Source organism: Thauera sp. GDN1 (assembly GCF_029223545.1).
Classification (GTDB): Bacteria; Pseudomonadota; Gammaproteobacteria; order Burkholderiales; family Rhodocyclaceae; genus Thauera.
The window spans coordinates 1,692,782-1,707,726 of record NZ_CP097870.1 but is presented as its reverse complement, the minus strand read 5'-3'; the positions used below and the strand labels follow the sequence as shown (position 1 = coordinate 1,707,726).

Annotated in this window: 13 protein-coding genes; 5 read left to right on the top strand and 8 right to left on the bottom strand. The window is 65.6% G+C overall.

Translation table 11 applies throughout. From position 1 onward, the window contains the following. Positions 1–8: 8 nt before the first annotated feature. From CKCBHOJB_RS07810 to CKCBHOJB_RS07775, 8 genes are all read right to left on the bottom strand, one after another. Positions 9–722 carry an ABC transporter ATP-binding protein gene (locus tag CKCBHOJB_RS07810; protein ID WP_281051411.1) on the bottom strand — a complete coding sequence of 238 codons (714 nt, stop codon included), beginning with the start codon at positions 720–722 and terminating at the stop codon, positions 9–11. Further along, positions 715–1,491, bottom strand: coding sequence for an ABC transporter ATP-binding protein (locus CKCBHOJB_RS07805; protein ID WP_281051410.1), 777 nt, complete (start codon positions 1,489–1,491; stop codon positions 715–717). The genes CKCBHOJB_RS07810 and CKCBHOJB_RS07805 overlap by 8 nt, the downstream gene beginning before the upstream one ends. Further along, positions 1,488–2,453, bottom strand: a complete 966-nt coding sequence (locus CKCBHOJB_RS07800; RefSeq protein ID WP_281051409.1) for a branched-chain amino acid ABC transporter permease — start codon at positions 2,451–2,453, stop codon at positions 1,488–1,490. Before CKCBHOJB_RS07800 ends, CKCBHOJB_RS07805 begins: the two co-directional genes overlap by 4 nt. 4 nt (positions 2,454–2,457) lie before the next feature. Further along, positions 2,458–3,324 (bottom strand): branched-chain amino acid ABC transporter permease, encoded by an 867-nt coding sequence (locus CKCBHOJB_RS07795; RefSeq protein WP_281051408.1) that lies wholly within the window; start codon positions 3,322–3,324, stop codon positions 2,458–2,460. Between the two features lie 107 nt (positions 3,325–3,431). Then, complete coding sequence (locus CKCBHOJB_RS07790) at positions 3,432–4,604, bottom strand: ABC transporter substrate-binding protein (protein ID WP_281051407.1); 1,173 nt, start codon at positions 4,602–4,604, stop codon at positions 3,432–3,434. 122 nt (positions 4,605–4,726) lie between these two features. After that, positions 4,727–5,656, bottom strand: coding sequence for a catechol 2,3-dioxygenase (locus CKCBHOJB_RS07785; RefSeq protein WP_281051406.1), 930 nt, complete (start codon positions 5,654–5,656; stop codon positions 4,727–4,729). Positions 5,657–5,783: 127 nt separating this feature from the next. Then, complete coding sequence (locus CKCBHOJB_RS07780; protein WP_281051405.1) at positions 5,784–6,107, bottom strand: 2Fe-2S iron-sulfur cluster-binding protein; 324 nt, start codon at positions 6,105–6,107, stop codon at positions 5,784–5,786. A 1-nt stretch (position 6,108) separates the two neighbouring features. After that, on the bottom strand, positions 6,109–9,651 hold the full coding sequence (locus tag CKCBHOJB_RS07775) for an indolepyruvate ferredoxin oxidoreductase family protein (protein ID WP_281051404.1): 3,543 nt from the start codon (positions 9,649–9,651) through the stop codon (positions 6,109–6,111). 278 nt (positions 9,652–9,929) lie between these two features. Here CKCBHOJB_RS07775 and benA point away from each other — a divergent pair, with 278 nt between their 5' ends. The 5 genes from benA (at position 9,930) to CKCBHOJB_RS07750 (ending at position 14,929) form a co-directional block, all read left to right on the top strand. Then, positions 9,930–11,270, top strand: coding sequence for a benzoate 1,2-dioxygenase large subunit (benA, locus tag CKCBHOJB_RS07770; protein ID WP_281051403.1), 1,341 nt, complete (start codon positions 9,930–9,932; stop codon positions 11,268–11,270). A gap of 15 nt (positions 11,271–11,285) precedes the next feature. Beyond that, the gene (benB, locus tag CKCBHOJB_RS07765; protein ID WP_281051402.1) at positions 11,286–11,774 is read left to right on the top strand and encodes a benzoate 1,2-dioxygenase small subunit; all 489 of its coding nucleotides are present in this window, start codon (positions 11,286–11,288) and stop codon (positions 11,772–11,774) included. A 64-nt stretch (positions 11,775–11,838) separates the two neighbouring features. Beyond that, positions 11,839–12,849 carry a benzoate 1,2-dioxygenase electron transfer component BenC gene (gene benC / locus CKCBHOJB_RS07760; RefSeq protein WP_281051401.1) on the top strand — a complete coding sequence of 337 codons (1,011 nt, stop codon included), beginning with the start codon at positions 11,839–11,841 and terminating at the stop codon, positions 12,847–12,849. A 27-nt stretch (positions 12,850–12,876) separates the two neighbouring features. After that, the gene (locus CKCBHOJB_RS07755; RefSeq protein WP_281051400.1) at positions 12,877–13,653 is read left to right on the top strand and encodes a 1,6-dihydroxycyclohexa-2,4-diene-1-carboxylate dehydrogenase; all 777 of its coding nucleotides are present in this window, start codon (positions 12,877–12,879) and stop codon (positions 13,651–13,653) included. A gap of 301 nt (positions 13,654–13,954) precedes the next feature. After that, a complete protein-coding gene (locus CKCBHOJB_RS07750; RefSeq protein ID WP_281051399.1) occupies positions 13,955–14,929 on the top strand; it encodes an AraC family transcriptional regulator in 975 nt (324 codons plus the stop codon). Positions 14,930–14,945: the final 16 nt, after the last annotated feature.

Genomic DNA, 14,945 nt, shown 5'->3' with positions numbered 1-14,945 from the left:
ATCGGGACTCAGACGCCCAGATGCTTCTGGATCAGTTCGGGCCGGGCGCGGATCTCGTCGCTGCTGCCGTCGAACACCACCTGCCCCTTCACCAGGATCATCGCGCGGTCGCAGATGCTGGTGACCGCGCCGTGGTTCTTGTCGACGATCACGGTGGCGATCCCGGTCTTGCGGATCTCCTTGACGATGCGCCAGATCTCCATCGCGATCAGCGGCGCCAGGCCCTCGGTGGCCTCGTCGAGGATCAGCAGGTCGGGGTTGGTCATCAGCGCGCGGCCGATGGTGAGCATCTGCTGCTCGCCGCCCGACAGCTGCCAGCCGCCGTTGTTGATGCGCTCGCCCAGACGCGGGAAGGTCGCCATCACGCGATCGAAGGTCCATTCGCGGCGGCCGTCGATGCCGGCACGCGCCGACATGAGCAGGTTCTCGCGCACGGTCAGGCTCTTGAAGATGCCGCGGCCCTCGGGCACGTAGGCGATGCCCTGCTGCGCGGTCTGGTAGGTGCGCGCCTTGCTGTAGTCGTCACCGCGCACCAGCACACGGCCATGCTTCGGACGCACGATGCCGAGCATGCTCTTGATCAGCGTCGACTTGCCCATGCCGTTGCGGCCCATGAGGGCGATGCCCTCGCCTTCGCGGATGTTGAAGTCGATGCCGTGCAGGATGTGGCTCGCGCCGTAGTAGGTGTGGATCTCCTTGGCTTCGAGCAGCATGTTAGACATGGAAGCTGTCCTCCGTACCCAGATAGGCTTGCTGGACGGCCACGCTGGCCTTGATCTGCGCGGGCGGGCCGCACTCCAGCAGCTGCCCGTTGACCATCACCGTGATCATGTCGGCGACCGCGAACACCGCGTCCATGTCGTGTTCCACCAGCAGGATGCCGCGCGTCTGGCGCAGGCGCTTGAGCACCTCGACCATGCTGGCGGATTCCTCCGAACCCATGCCGGCGAGCAGCTCGTCGAGCAGCAGCACCTGCGCATCGGTGGCGAGCACCATGGCGATCTCGAGCTGGCGCTGCTCGCCATGGCTGAGCACGCCCGACACCCAGTCGACGCGCTTGCCCAGGCCGGCTTCCTCGATGCAGGCGCGCGCCTTCTCCAGCGCCCACTTCGCCTCCATCGCCTTGCTGAAGATGCGCCACGGCTGCTGGCGGCGCGACTGCGCGGCCAGGCGCACGTTCTCGAGCACCGAGAACTGCGGGAAGATGTTGGTGCGCTGGTAGCTGCGCCCGATCCCCACCTGCGAGCGCTGCGCCGCGGTGAGGCCGGTGATGTCCTTGCCCATGAAATGGATCCGGCCTTCGGACGGCGGCAGGTCACCCGACAGCATGTTGATGCAGGTCGACTTGCCGGCGCCGTTGGGGCCGAGCAGCACGTGGATCATGCCCCGCTCGAGGCTCACGCTGATGTCCTGGTTCGCCACCAGGCCGCCGAAGCGGCGGGTCAGCTTGTCGGCCTGCAGCAGGACTTCGTTCTTCGTCGTTGCGCTCATTTGGCCTCACCTCCCTGCAGGGCGCGCTTGATGCGGCCCGGAACACCGGCCAGGCCGCCCGGCAGGAACAGCACCACCGCGACGATCACGCCGCCCATCAGCAGCTGCCAGTACTTGGTGATGTCGGCGAACACCTCGCGCATCGCCTCGAAGGCGAAGGCACCGGCGATCGCGCCCACCAGGTTGCCCATGCCGCCGAGGATGACCATCAGCAGCACGTTGCCCGACTCGTGCCAGGACAACAGTTCCGGGGTCACGAAACCGAACAGCACGGCGTACAGGAAACCCGCCAGCCCGCCGAGCGCGCCGGCCAGCGTGAACGCGCCGAGCTTGTAGCGGAAGGTGAAGTAGCCGAGCGACTGCATGCGGTGCTCGTTGCTCTTGATGCCCACCAGCACGCGGCCGAAGGGCGACTGCAGCACGCGCGCCAGAAAGAGGTACACCAGCACCATCATCACGAGGATGAAATAGAACATGTGCGCTTCGTTCGTCAGGTCGAACGGCTCCCAGCCGAAGATCGCGGCCGAGGGCTTGTTGTTGAGGTACATGCCGTCCGAGCCGCCGCCCAGCGGGGTGTCGTGGAAGATGAAGTAGGCCATCTGGGCGAAGGCCAGCGTCACCATGATGAAATAGATGCCCTTGGTGCGCAGCACGAAGAGCCCGATCACGAAGGCGGCCAGCGCCGACAGCCCGATAGAGGCCGGCAGCACCAGCCACAGGTTGGCGGCTTCGTACTCGGGGCTCAGGATCGCCACCGCATAGGCGGCGATCCCGAAGTAGGCCGCGTGGCCGAAGCTGACCAGTCCGGTGAAGCCCACCAGCAGGTCCAGGCTCATGGCGAAGATCGCCATCACCAGCACCTTGCCGACGATCTCGATGTAGAAGGACTCGCCCGACAGCGGCACGCAGGCGATGATCGCGAGCGCCACGAGCTTGGGAATGAGGGAAGCGTGTGCGTTCATGGTCTCAGCCTTTCTTCAGGATGCCTTCGGGGCGCCACAGCAGGACCACGGCCATCACCACGTAGACGACGATGCCGGACAGCTCGGGGATCAGGACCTTGCCGAAGGTGTCGGCGAAGCCCACGATCAGCGCCGCGACCAGCGCGCCCCACACCGAGCCGATGCCGCCGATGACGACGATCACGAAGGAGATGATCAGCACGTGGCTGCCCATGTTCGGGAACACCGAGGAGATCGGCGCGGCCAGCATGCCGGCCAGGGCGGCCAGCGCCACGCCGAGTGCGAACACCACGCGGTAGATCATGTTGATGTTGATGCCGAGCGACTCGACCATGCCGCGGTCGTCGTTGCCGGCGCGGATCATCATGCCCAGGCGGGTGCGCTGGATGACGTAGTAGAGCGCGACCGCGAGCACGACGCACACCACCGAGATCGCCAGCCGGTAGACCGGGTAGCTCATGACGTCGGTGAGCTGGATCGAGGCGTCGAGGAAGGCGGGGATGGCCACGCCATGCACGTCGTCGCCGACCAGCAGGCTGCGCAGCTGCTCGAAGATCAGGATCAGGCCGTAGGTCAGCAGCACCTGCTCGAGGTGGTCGCGCTTGTACAGATGGGAAAACAGCGCCCACTCCAGGAAGGCGCCGAAGGCCAGCGCGAGCGGAATGCCGAGCGCGATCGCCAGCACCAGGCTGCCGGTGGCGCTGGTCAGCACGAAGGCCAGATAGGCGCCGATCATGTAGAAACTGCCGTGCGCCAGGTTGATGATGCCCATGATGCCGAACACCAGCGTCAGACCGCTTGCCACCAGGAACAGGAGCAAACCGTACTGCAGCGAGTTCAGCGTCTGGATCAGGAAGCTTGCGAAATCCATGACGTTCCCCCTCCCTGGCAGGCGCGCGCCTGCCGGGATGAATGCGGGTGCGAGAAGAGACGGGAGGCAGGGGCGACCGGGCCGGCCGCCCCTGCGGGGCGGTCGGCTTAGAGCTTGCAGCCGCGAGCCGGGTCCTCGAGGCCCTTGGAGACGACCTCGATCACCACGTTCTGGTCGCCCTTGACCTCGCGCAGGTAGATGTCCTGGACCGGGTTGTGCGCCTTCGACAGGGTGAAGGCGCCACGCGGGCTGTCGATCTTCGCCGCCTCGATGCCCTTGATGACTTCCGCCTGCTTGGACGGATCGCCACCGGCGGCCTTCAGGCCGGCCTCGTACATCTGCGCCGCGTCGTAGCCCTGCACCGCATAGACGTCGGGCTGGATCTTGAACATCTCGGCGTACTTGGTACGGAAGGCCTTGTCCTTGTCGGTCGCGAGGCCGTCGGCGTAGTGCAGCGTGGTCATCAGGCCTTCGCCGGCACCGCCCATGGCGGCGAGATTGCCGTCGGTGAGGAAGCCCGGGCCGTACAGCGGGATGCTGCTCTTGAGACCGGCGGCAGCGTAATCGCTGACGAACTTGGCCGCGCCCGCACCGGCGAAGAACACGAACACCGCATCGGGCTTGAGCGAGGCGATCTCGGTCAGGAAGGGCTGGAACTCGACGTTCGGGAACGGCAGGGTCATTTCCTTGACGACCTTGCCGCCGCCCTTCTCGAAGGCCTCCTTGAAGCCGGCGACCGACTCCTCGCCGAAGGAGTACTTCCAGGTCACGGTGGCGATGTTCTTCACGCCCTTCTTCGCCAGCGCCTCGCCCATCGCGTAGGACGGCTGCCAGGCCGAGAAGGAGGAGCGGAACACGTAGGGCGAGCACAGCGGACCGGTGAGGTCGTTGGCGCCGGCGTTGGGGACGATCATCAGCGTCTTGCTGTCGCGCGCGACCTTGGCCATCGCCAGCGCGACACCGGAGTGCACGGTGCCGACGAGCACGTCGACCTTGTCGCGCGACACCAGCTTCTTGGCGTTCTCGGTGGCCTTGGCGGGGTTGGACTCGTCGTCGACCACCGCGTATTCGACTTCGCGGCCGCCCAGCTTGCCGCCGTTCTCGGCGACGTACTGCTTGAAACCGTTGGTGATGGCGTTGCCGAGCGCGGCGTAGGTGCCGGTGTAGGGCAGCATCAGGCCGACCTTGACCTTGTCCTCGGCCTGGGCACCGCCGATGCCGGCGGTGACGAGCGCGAGGGTGAGCGCGAGATTGCCGGCGAATTTGAACGTCTGCTTCATGTTGTCTCTTCCTAAGTGGTGGAGTGGGTCGAATCTTTTTTATCTGCTGGCGTCCCGCCTGGGCAGGACGCTGGAGACCCTCGTCCGCGCCCGGCGCACAAGGCGCCGGGCGTCGGGGAGGATCAGGTCACGACGCTCAGGAAACGCTCGTTGAGCTTGCGGTCGTGGTAGAAGATCGCCGGGCCGACTTCCTCGAAGGTCCAGGTGATCGGGGCATGGTCCGGATAGCTCTCGTAGCCGCCGGCGAAGGTCTCGAAGCGGTTGCCCGAGGGGTCGAAGGCGTAGATCGTGGTGCCGCGGGTGATGCCGTGGCGGGTCGGGCCGATGTCGATCGACACGCGGTTCATCGACATGAGGTCGGCCGCGCGCAGCACCTGCTCCCAGCTGCCGAGCAGGAAGGACAGGTGGTGCAGCTTGCCCGGCTCCGGATGACAGACGAAGGCCAGGTCGTGGGCCTTGTGCGAGCACGAGATGAACGTCGCCAGCAGCGACTTGCCGTCTTCCATCAGCACGCGCTCGACGAGGTGGAAGCCGAGCACCTCGGTGAACAGCTTCAGGTTTTCCTCGAGGTTCGGGCCGTAGAGCAGGCAGTGGTCGAAGCGGTGCGGGGCGATGCCGTGCTCGGCCGCGGGAATCCACGGATCCGGGTTGGTGTAGGGCTGGCCATTGCCGACGTCGGTCTTGTCGGCGTACAGCTCCATGACGTGGCCGGTCGGGATGGTGAAGCGCACGCGCTCGCCGGTCTCCAGCAGCTCGCCGGCGGGGATGCGCTCGGTGGCGACGCCGTAGGCCTGCAGGTCCTTGTCGAGTTTCTCGAGGGTGGCCTTGTCCTTGACCTTGAAGCCGATCAGGTCCATGCCGGCACGGTCGGCCTGGCGCAGCACCACGCTGTTGTGATCGCGCTCGTCCCAGGCCTTGAAGTAAACCCGGCCCTGGGCGTCGCGGCCGGTCTCGACCAGACCCAGCACGTTCTTGTAAAACTCCACGCTCTCGTCCAGATCCAGCACGCGCAGCTGGATGTGGCCGGGGCGCATCACTCCGGTGGTTGCCATCTTCTATCTCCTCTTCGGGTCATGAACGGGGACCCGGGCGTGCTCACGCCCCGCGATCCCCGGGGTTGCTTATGCGGCGGGAATGCTCCCGCCTCTTGCTTCAACTGCCTTCGCTGCTGGTCCGGCCTCAGGCGCAGACGTTCTTCTTCATCTTGCCGAGCACCGCGAGGCGGATGTCCGACAGCGGCTTCACCCGGCAGGCGAGCACGATGCCGGCGGCTTCCTCCTCGGCGCTGACGTAGGCCCGGCTCATCACGCGCTTGCTGTATTCGCCGGCCTCGACGTGCACCTTGCACACGCCGCAGCCCCCGCCGCGGCACCCCACCGGGATGCCGCGCTTGCCGAGCCGCTCCATGCCGGCGAGCAGGGTTTCGTCCTCGCGGCAGCGGTACACCTCACCCGTCTCGGCGATGGTCACCTCATGGAACACCTTCGGCGCGGGGCTGTTCATGTCAGGCCACCTGCCGTTCCTGCTCCGCCTCGAGGAAAGCCTTCAGGCGCGCAGCCTGCAGCTCGCGGGCGGCGGCGAGGTTCTTCTCCTTGACGTGGCCGTAGCCGCGGATCTCGTCAGGCACGCTCGCCAGGGCCACCGCCGCGGCGTGGTTCACCGGGTTGAGCTTGGCGAGGATCTGGTCGAGGAGCTGGACGTATTCCTCGATCAGCTGGCGCTCGGTCTGACGCTCGGCGGTCTTGGCGAACACATCGAGCGCGCTGCCGCGGAAACGCTTCAGGCCGGCCAGGCGCTTGAAGGCCTTGAACATCCACTCGCCGTACTGCTTCTTCTGCGGGTGGCCGGTGACCGGGTCGGTCTTGGCCAGCAGCGGCGGCGCGAGGTTGTACTTGACCGAATAGCCGTGCGGGAACTGGGCATCCAGTTCGGCGAGGAAGGCCGGGTCGGTGTGCAGGCGGGCGACCTCGAACTCGTCCTTGTAGGCCATGAGCTTGTACAGGTAGCGGGCGGCCGCCTCGGCGAGCCTGGACGACGACACCGCCTTCTGCTCGCCTGCGACCACGCGCTTGATGACTTCCGCGTAGCGCTTGGCGTAGGCCTCGTCCTGGTATGCGATCAGCTCGGGCACACGGATCTCGACCAGGCGGCGGACTTCGCCGTCGGCGCCGATCGAATCGACGATCGCCTTCGCGGCCGCCGACAGTTGCGGCTTCTTGTGCAGCGTGACCACGGCACCGCCGGTCTTCTGGCGACCGACCTCGGCTTCGACGAAGGCGCGATCGACCACCGCCATGCGGCCCCAGCGGAAGGCCGCCAGGCTCATGTCGACCGCCACGCCCGACAGGCGGATGGCCTCTTCGATCGACTCCGCCTTGAGCGGGATGGTGCCGGCCTGGAAGGCCACGCCGACCATGAAGTTGTTGGTCGCCATCGCGTCGCCGAACAGGCCCGCGGCCAGCGCCTCGCCGTCGAGGAAGACGTTGTGCTCCTGGCGGGTGACGCGGTCGATGCCGGCGGTGAGGCCGTTGGTCGCCGGGAACAGCGCCTTGCGGTTGGTCACCATCTGCCCGGTCGGGGTCTGGGTGGTGGACACGACCGCGATGGTGCGTTCCGGATTGCACTTGTCGAGGTTCTTCGGATCGGTGGCGTTGAGGATGTCGAAGCCCAGATAGAGGTCGGCACGGCCGTCCGAGATCTTGTTCGAACCCTTGAACGGGGCGTGGGTGATCTTGATGTCGGAGATCACCGCGCCGCCCTTCTGCGCCAGACCGGTCTGGTCGAGGCCGATCACGTGCTTGCCTTCGAGGCGGGCAGCACGCGCCAGCGTCGCCACCACGGTCACCGAGCCGGTGCCGCCGATGCCCATGACGTGGATGCCGAAGCCCAGGCTGTCGTCCACCTTCTTGACCGGCGTCGGCAGCTCGCGCTCGAGCGCCGGGATGCGGCCCTTTTTCTTCTTGGGCGCGCCCTCGCTGGCCGGCGCCGGGTTCGGGGTGATGGTCAGGAAGGACGGGCAGAAGCCCTTCACGCAGCTGAAGTCCTTGTTGCACGAGGACTGGTGGATGCGGGTCTTGCGGCCGAACTCGGTCTGCACCGGCTCGACCGACATGCAGTTCGACTTCTCGCCGCAGTCGCCGCAGCCTTCGCACACGCGCTCGTTGATGACGGTGACCTCGGCCGGCTCGTCGGCCTTGCCGCGGCTGCGCGCACGGCGCAGTTCGGCGGCGCACTCCTGGTCGTGCAGCAGCACGGTACAGCCCGGAGTGGCGGCGAGGACCTTCTGCGCCTCGTCGAGGCGGTCGCGATGCCAGACCTCGGTGCCGCCGGGCAGCTGCACGCCGTTGAAGCGCGAGGGGTCGTCGGTGGTGACGATGATCTTCTTGACGCCGTTGGCGAGCAGGTCGGAGACCATGTTGGTCACCGGCACCTCGCCCTGGATGGCCTGGCCGCCGGTCATCGAGGTGTGGGCGTTGCGCAGCAGCTTGAAGGTGATGTTCACACCGGTCGAGGCCGCGTAGCGGATCGCCAGGCTGCCCGAGTGGGCGTAGGTGCCGTCACCCATGTTCTGGAAGATGTGCTCCGCCTCGGTGAAGGGCGCCATGCCGATCCACTGCGTGCCCTCGGCGCCCATGTGGGTGCCCATGACCACGTTGCGGCCCATCCACATCGCCATCGTGTGGCAGCCGATGCCCGCCGACACGATGCTGCCGTCCGGCGCCTGGGTGGAGGAGTTGTGCGGACAGCCCGAGCAGAACCAGGCGGTACGCACCGCGGTCGGCAGCTTGTTGCGCGAGTGGATCTCGTCCAGGCGCTTGAGCCAGTTCTCGGCCGATTCGATGCGGGTCTTGCGCGACAGGCGCTTCAGAAGCGCGCGCACGATGGTGTCGGACTCGAACTCGCCGTAGTGCGGCAGCAGCTCCTTCTCTTCCTCGTCGAACTTGCCGACGATGCGCGGCGCGTTGGCCATGCCGTAGAGGATCTGCTTGGCGAACATCTCGAGGAAGGGACGCTTTTCCTCGATGACGAAGATCTCTTCCAGACCCTGTGCGAACTCGCGCACGATGGTCGGTTCCATCGGGAACAGCATGCCCATCTTCAGGATGCGGATGCCGTAGCGACGCAGCGCCGCCTCGTCCAGGCCCATCTCGAGGAAGGCCTGGTTGAGGTCGTTGTAGGTCTTGCCGGCGGTGATGATGCCGATCCAGGCGTCGGGGTTGGGGAAGACGACGTTGTTCAGGTTGTTGGCGCGGGCGTAGCGCTTGGCCACCTCGAGACGGCGGGTGTACAGCGACTGCTCCATCTCCAGCGCCTCGACGCGCACGTTCATGCCCAGGTTCATGTTGGGCGTGAACAGCTTGCCGTCGAACTCGAGGTCGGGGGTGACGAAGTTCAGGCGATCGGGCGACACATTGGCGGTGCCGGTGCCGTCGGCGACGTTGGTGACGATCTTCATGCCCGCCCACAGGCCGGCCAGGCGCGACATCTGGTAGCCGTGCAGGCCGTAGTCGAGGATCTCCTGGACGTTGCCCGGGTACAGCGAGGGGATGCCGACGTGGTAGAGCATGGGTTCGGACTGCGAGCACAGCGAGGAGCTCTTGCAGCTCGGGTCGTCGCCGGCGATCGCCAGCACGCCGCCATTCTTGGCGATGCCGGTGTAGTTGGCGTGCTTGAGCGCGTCGCCGGAGCGGTCCACGCCCGGCGCCTTGCCGTACCATATGCCGGTGACGCCGTCGAACTTCTGCTTGCCGACGGTGTGCAGCATCTGCGTGCCCCACACCGCGGTGGCGGCGAGGTCCTCGTTGATGCCGTCGACGAAGTGGATGTGATGCTGCAGCAGCAGCTTCTGCTGCTTGATCAGCGCGGCGTCGAGCATGCCGACGGGGGAGCCGCGGTAGCCGGACACGAACATGCCGGTCTTGAGCCCGCGACGGGCGTCGGTGCGCACCTGGTCGAGCGTCAGGCGGACGATCGCATCGATACCGCCCAGGTGGATTTCGCCCTCTTCCTGGCTGAATGGAGTGACCACGTTCTTGCCGGATGACATGTCTGCCCTTCCCCTTTTATCTCTCTGCCCCGAAACGGGGTCCTTGTTGGTTTCTACCCCGGCCGCGCAAGGCGGCGCACCGGAATGATCTGGATCGCAGATTAGGGGCAGCAGACAGGCGGCAATATCCACTTCGTGCACGACCACTATCCGCTTTGTGCAGCAAAGACCGCACTGCAGAGAGTGGATAGCAGTCGTGCAAGAAGTGGATATTTCGCGCCCTTCGTCCTCCCTACGATGCGGGTTCCGCGCATCAGACAACACAGGAGACTCTGGCGATGATCACCTCGGAATATCTGGACTCACTGATTCAAAAGGACAAGGAACAGGGCCTGTTCCGCTGCAAGCGGGAGATGTTCACCAACAAGGAGCTGTTCGAGCTCGAGATGGAGCACATCTTCGAAGGCAACTGGATTTACCTCGCCCACGAGAGCCAGCTGCCCAAGATCAACGACTACTACACGACCAAGATCGGTCGTCAGCCGGTGTTCATCACCCGCAACAAGGACAACCAGCTCAACTGCTTCATCAACGCCTGCGCTCACCGCGGCGCGACGCTGGCCCGCTTCAAGCACGGCAACAAGGCCACCTACACCTGCCCGTTCCACGGCTGGACCTTCAACAACTCGGGCAAGCTCCTGAAGATCAAGGACCCGGGCGAGACCGGCTATCCGGCCAGCTTCAACTGCGACGGCTCGCACGACCTGAAGAAGATCGCGCGCTTCGAGTCCTACCGCGGTTTCCTGTTCGGCAGCCTGAACCCGGACGTGCAGTCGCTCGAGGACTACCTGGGCGAATCGAAGAAGATCATCGACATGGTCGTGGACCAGTCGCCCGAGGGCCTGGAAGTGCTGCGCGGCGCCTCGACCTACGTGTATGAAGGCAACTGGAAGCTGCAGGCCGAGAACGGCGCCGACGGCTACCACGTCACCGCCACGCACTGGAACTACGCCGCCACCCAGGCGCAGCGCAAGAGCCGTGACGCGGGCGACGACATCAAGGCGATGAGCGCCGGCGGCTGGGCCAAGAAGGGCGGCGGCTCGTACTCGTTCGAGAACGGCCACCTGCTGCTGTGGACGCGCTGGGACAACCCGGAAGACCGTCCGCTGATGGAACAGCGCGACCGCCTGGTGGCCGAGTTCGGCGAAGCCAAGGCCGACTGGATGATCGGCAACTCGCGCAACCTGTGCCTGTACCCGAACGTGTACCTGATGGACCAGTTCAGCTCGCAGATCCGCGTGTTCCGCCCGCTCGACGTCAATCGCACCGAAGTCACCATCTACTGCATCGCCCCCAAGGGCGAGTCTGCCGAAGCGCGTGCGCGCCGCATCCGCCAGTACGAGGACTTCTTCAACGCCTCGGGCATGGCCACGCCGGACGATCTCGAAGAATTCCGCGCCTGCCAGGAAGGCTTCGCCGGCAAGTACCTGGAATGGAACGACATGTCGCGCGGCGCCGAGCACTGGGTCGAAGGCCCGGACGAGGAAGCCGACAAGATCGATCTCAAGCCCATCCTGTCGGGCATCAAGACCGAGGACGAAGGCCTGTACGTCGCCCAGCACACCTACTGGCTGGAAGAGATTCGCAAGGCCGTCGCGGCCAAAGAACAGAACGCCTGAACGGAGACCCACGACATGAGCATTTCCTACGAGAACCTGTGCGCCTTCCTGTACCGCGAAGCCCGTTACCTGGACGAGCGCGACTGGGACAGCTGGCTGGCGATGTACGACGAGAACTGCACCTTCTGGATGCCGGCCTGGGACGATGACGGCGAGCTGACCGAAGACCCGCAGTCCGAGATCTCGCTGATCTGGTACGGCCGTCGTGCCGGCCTGGAAGACCGCGTGTTCCGCATCCGCACCGAGCGCTCGAGCGCGACCATCCCCGACACCCGCACGAACCACCACCTGAGCAACATCGAGGTGCTCGAGCAGGACGACAAGACGGTCAAGCTGCGTTTCAACTGGCACACCATGAGCGTGCGCTACAACCACACCGACCACTTCTGCGGCACCAGCTTCTACACCCTGGACGTGTCCGGTGCGAGCCCGATCATCAAGGACAAGAAGGTCGTCCTGAAGACCGACTACATCCGCCACGTCATCGACGTTTATCACATCTGACAACGAGGGCGGGGCGCCGCCCACCGCGGCCCCCGGCGACCCCGCCCCACCCGGAGAGACAACCATGACATTCAAGATCGCGCTGAACTTCGAGGACGGCGTAACCCGCTTCATCGACTGCAACGCCACCGAGACCGTGGCCGATGCGGCCTATCGCCAGGGCGTCAACGTGCCCATCGACTGCCGCGACGGCGCCTGTGGCGCGTGCAAGTGCAAGGCCGAATCCGGCCAGTACGAGCTCGGCTTCTACATCGACGACGCGATGAGCGAGGAAGAGGCCAAGCTCGGCTACGTCCTCACCTGCCAGATGCACCCCAAGAGCGACTGCGTGGTGAACATCCCCGCCTCGTCCGAAGTGTGCAAGATCAAGCACGCCACCCTCACCGCCACCGTGGCCGAAGTGCGCCAGCTGTCGCCGAGCACGCTCTCCCTGGTGATCGAGGGCGAAGGCATCGCCAAGCTCGCCTTCCTGCCCGGCCAGTACGCCAACCTCACCGTGCCCGGCACCGAACAGACGCGCGCCTACTCGTTCAGCTCGATGCCGGCCGCGGGCAAGGTCAGCTTCCTGATCCGCAACGTGCCCAACGGCCTGATGAGCGGCTACCTCACCGGCGCCGCGAAGGCTGGCGACACCATCAAGCTGGCCGGCCCGATCGGCAGCTTCTACCTGCGCGACGTCGCCCGCCCGGTGCTGATGCTCGCCGGCGGCACCGGCCTCGCGCCCTTCCTCGCCATGCTCGACAAGGTCGTCGCCGGCGGTGGCAGCGCGCACCCGATCCACCTCATCTACGGCGTCAACACCGACGCCGACGTGGTCGAGCTCGAGCGCCTGGATGCCTTCAAGGCCGCGCTGCCGAACTTCAGCTACGACGTGTGCGTGGTCGCCGACGACAGCAGCTGGCCGAAGAAGGGCTACGTCACCGCCCACATCGAGCCCACGCACCTCAACGAAGGCAACGTGGACATCTACCTGTGCGGCCCCCCGCCGATGGTCGAGGCCGTGGCCCACGACCTGCGCGAGCGCAAGGTCGAACCGAACAGCTTCCACTACGAGAAGTTCGCCGCCAGCGTCTGAGCGCTGCCCATCCCGTCAGGAGCGACAATGGCAAACCGTTTCAAGAAGAAAGTGGCCGTGATCACCGGTGCCGCACAGGGCATCGGCAAGCGCGTCGCCGAGAAGATGGCCAAGGAAAAGGGCACCCTGGTGCTGGTCGACCGCTCGGAGCTCGTTCACGAAGTGGCCAAGGAGCTGTCGGCGAAGGTCGAGGTGCTGAGCCTCACGGCCGACCTCGAGCAGTTCGCCGAGTGCCAGCGCGTCATGGATGCCGCAGTCGAGAAGTTCGGCCGCATCGACATCCTGATCAACAACGTCGGCGGCACGATCTGGACCAAGCCCTACGAGCACTACCAGGAGAACGAGATCGAGGCCGAGGTGCGGCGCTCGCTTTTCCCGACCCTGTGGTGCTGCCGTGCGGCCCTGCCCCACATGCTGGCGAACGGCAAGGGCTCGATCGTCAACGTGTCCTCGATCGCCACCCGCGGCGTCAACCGCGTGCCCTATGGCGCGGCCAAGGGCGGCGTCAATGCGCTCACCGCCTGCCTCGCCTTCGAGACCGCCGAGCGCGGCATCCGCGTCAATGCCACCGCGCCCGGTGCCACCGAGGCCCCGCCCCGCCTGGTGCCGCGCAACACGCAGGAGCAGAGCGAGCAGGAAAAGCTCTGGTACAAGCAGATCTACACCCAGTCGATCGACAGCAGCCTGATGAAGCGCTACGGCACGCTCGACGAGCAGGCCGATCCGATCCTGTTCCTCGCCTCCGACGACGCCGCCTACATCACCGGTACGATCGTGCCGGTCGGCGGCGGCGACCTGGGCTGATCCCCGCGTCCTCTCCCTCTCCTCGGACGCTCTGGCCGCACTGCAGCGATGCAGTGCGGCTTTTTTTCGTCCTTGGCACACAGGCGCCGGTCGACTATAAAAATAATTTCTTCATGCGTGTATAGACTTCCCTTTTCCCAAGCCATAAAATCGAGATTCCAATTTATCTCGATGATCGCGCCAGAAAAGAAGCCGACATCGAGCAAAAAATGCCAGCCTGCACCCCTGGCGGAGAGGAGAAGCCCATGAGCAAGGTACGTCGGATTCAAACGCACGCCACCGCAGCCCTGTGGAGGACCGCATGATGGCCTTCCAGTTCCTCGACGGTTCCAGCAAGGTCTTCGCCGCCGCCAACCCCTTCCAGGTGTCCGAATACGTACGCGAGAACGTGGGCACCCACAGCCTGCGCCTGTCCAACGGCGGCGCTGCCACCGCCTCGCTCAGCCACCGCCGCGCCGGCACCCTAGATCTGTGCCGCCTGCGCTACGGCGCCCAGGCGCGCATCGTCTCGGAGGGTCTCGGCGACATCTACCACGCCCAGTTCATCCTCCAGGGGCATTGCAGCTACCGGCTCGCCCACACCACGCTCGACCTGCCCGCAGGCCACGTGCTGGTGATCAACCCGGACGACCCGCTCGACCTCACCTACTCGGACGACTGCGAGAAGTTCATCCTCCGCATCCCGTCCTCGATGCTCGACGACACCTGTGCCGAGCACCGCTGGTTCAAGCCCAACGAGCGCATCAAGTTCAGCCCCGAGCCGCACAAGTTCGAGGACATCGACAGCCTGCTGCTGCTGTTGCGCCTGCTGTGCGCGGAGGCCGAGTCGAGCATGGCCACGCCGCAGCTGCTGCAGCACTACAACCGTGTGGTGACGACCAAGCTGATGGTGCTGCTCAAGCACAACGCCAGCATGGTCACGCCGACCCAGCATGCCCCGAACTTCGAGCGCCTGGTCAATTACATCGAGCGCAACATCAAGCTCGAGCTCGGCGCCGACCAGCTTGCCCAGTACGCCGGCCTGAGCCTGCGTTCGCTCTACATGCTGTTCGAGAAGAACGTACGGACGACGCCGAAGAACTTCGTGCGCCAGAAGAAGCTCGAGAAGGTGCACGCGGTCCTGAACGACCCCTGCCAGCCCTGTCCGAACGTCACCGCGGTGGCGCTCGAATACGGCTTCACCCACCTCGGGCGCTTCTCCGAGCTGTACAAATCCGCCTATGGCGTCCTGCCCTCGCAGTCGATGCGCTGCCGTCAGGCCCAGGCTGGACGCTGAAGGACGCGGCCCACGA

Bases quoted from the DNA above. Each gene is read 5' to 3' on its own strand.
- CKCBHOJB_RS07810 (WP_281051411.1), bottom strand. From the start codon at position 722: ATGTCTAACATGCTGCTCGAAGCCAAGGAGATCCACACCTACTACGGC.
- CKCBHOJB_RS07805 (WP_281051410.1), bottom strand. From the start codon at position 1,491: ATGAGCGCAACGACGAAGAACGAAGTCCTGCTGCAGGCCGACAAGCTG.
- CKCBHOJB_RS07800 (WP_281051409.1), bottom strand. From the start codon at position 2,453: ATGAACGCACACGCTTCCCTCATTCCCAAGCTCGTGGCGCTCGCGATC.
- CKCBHOJB_RS07795 (WP_281051408.1), bottom strand. From the start codon at position 3,324: ATGGATTTCGCAAGCTTCCTGATCCAGACGCTGAACTCGCTGCAGTAC.
- CKCBHOJB_RS07790 (WP_281051407.1), bottom strand. From the start codon at position 4,604: ATGAAGCAGACGTTCAAATTCGCCGGCAATCTCGCGCTCACCCTCGCG.
- CKCBHOJB_RS07785 (WP_281051406.1), bottom strand. From the start codon at position 5,656: ATGGCAACCACCGGAGTGATGCGCCCCGGCCACATCCAGCTGCGCGTG.
- CKCBHOJB_RS07780 (WP_281051405.1), bottom strand. From the start codon at position 6,107: ATGAACAGCCCCGCGCCGAAGGTGTTCCATGAGGTGACCATCGCCGAG.
- CKCBHOJB_RS07775 (WP_281051404.1), bottom strand. From the start codon at position 9,651: ATGTCATCCGGCAAGAACGTGGTCACTCCATTCAGCCAGGAAGAGGGC.
- benA (WP_281051403.1), top strand. From the start codon at position 9,930: ATGATCACCTCGGAATATCTGGACTCACTGATTCAAAAGGACAAGGAA.
- benB (WP_281051402.1), top strand. From the start codon at position 11,286: ATGAGCATTTCCTACGAGAACCTGTGCGCCTTCCTGTACCGCGAAGCC.
- benC (WP_281051401.1), top strand. From the start codon at position 11,839: ATGACATTCAAGATCGCGCTGAACTTCGAGGACGGCGTAACCCGCTTC.
- CKCBHOJB_RS07755 (WP_281051400.1), top strand. From the start codon at position 12,877: ATGGCAAACCGTTTCAAGAAGAAAGTGGCCGTGATCACCGGTGCCGCA.
- CKCBHOJB_RS07750 (WP_281051399.1), top strand. From the start codon at position 13,955: ATGATGGCCTTCCAGTTCCTCGACGGTTCCAGCAAGGTCTTCGCCGCC.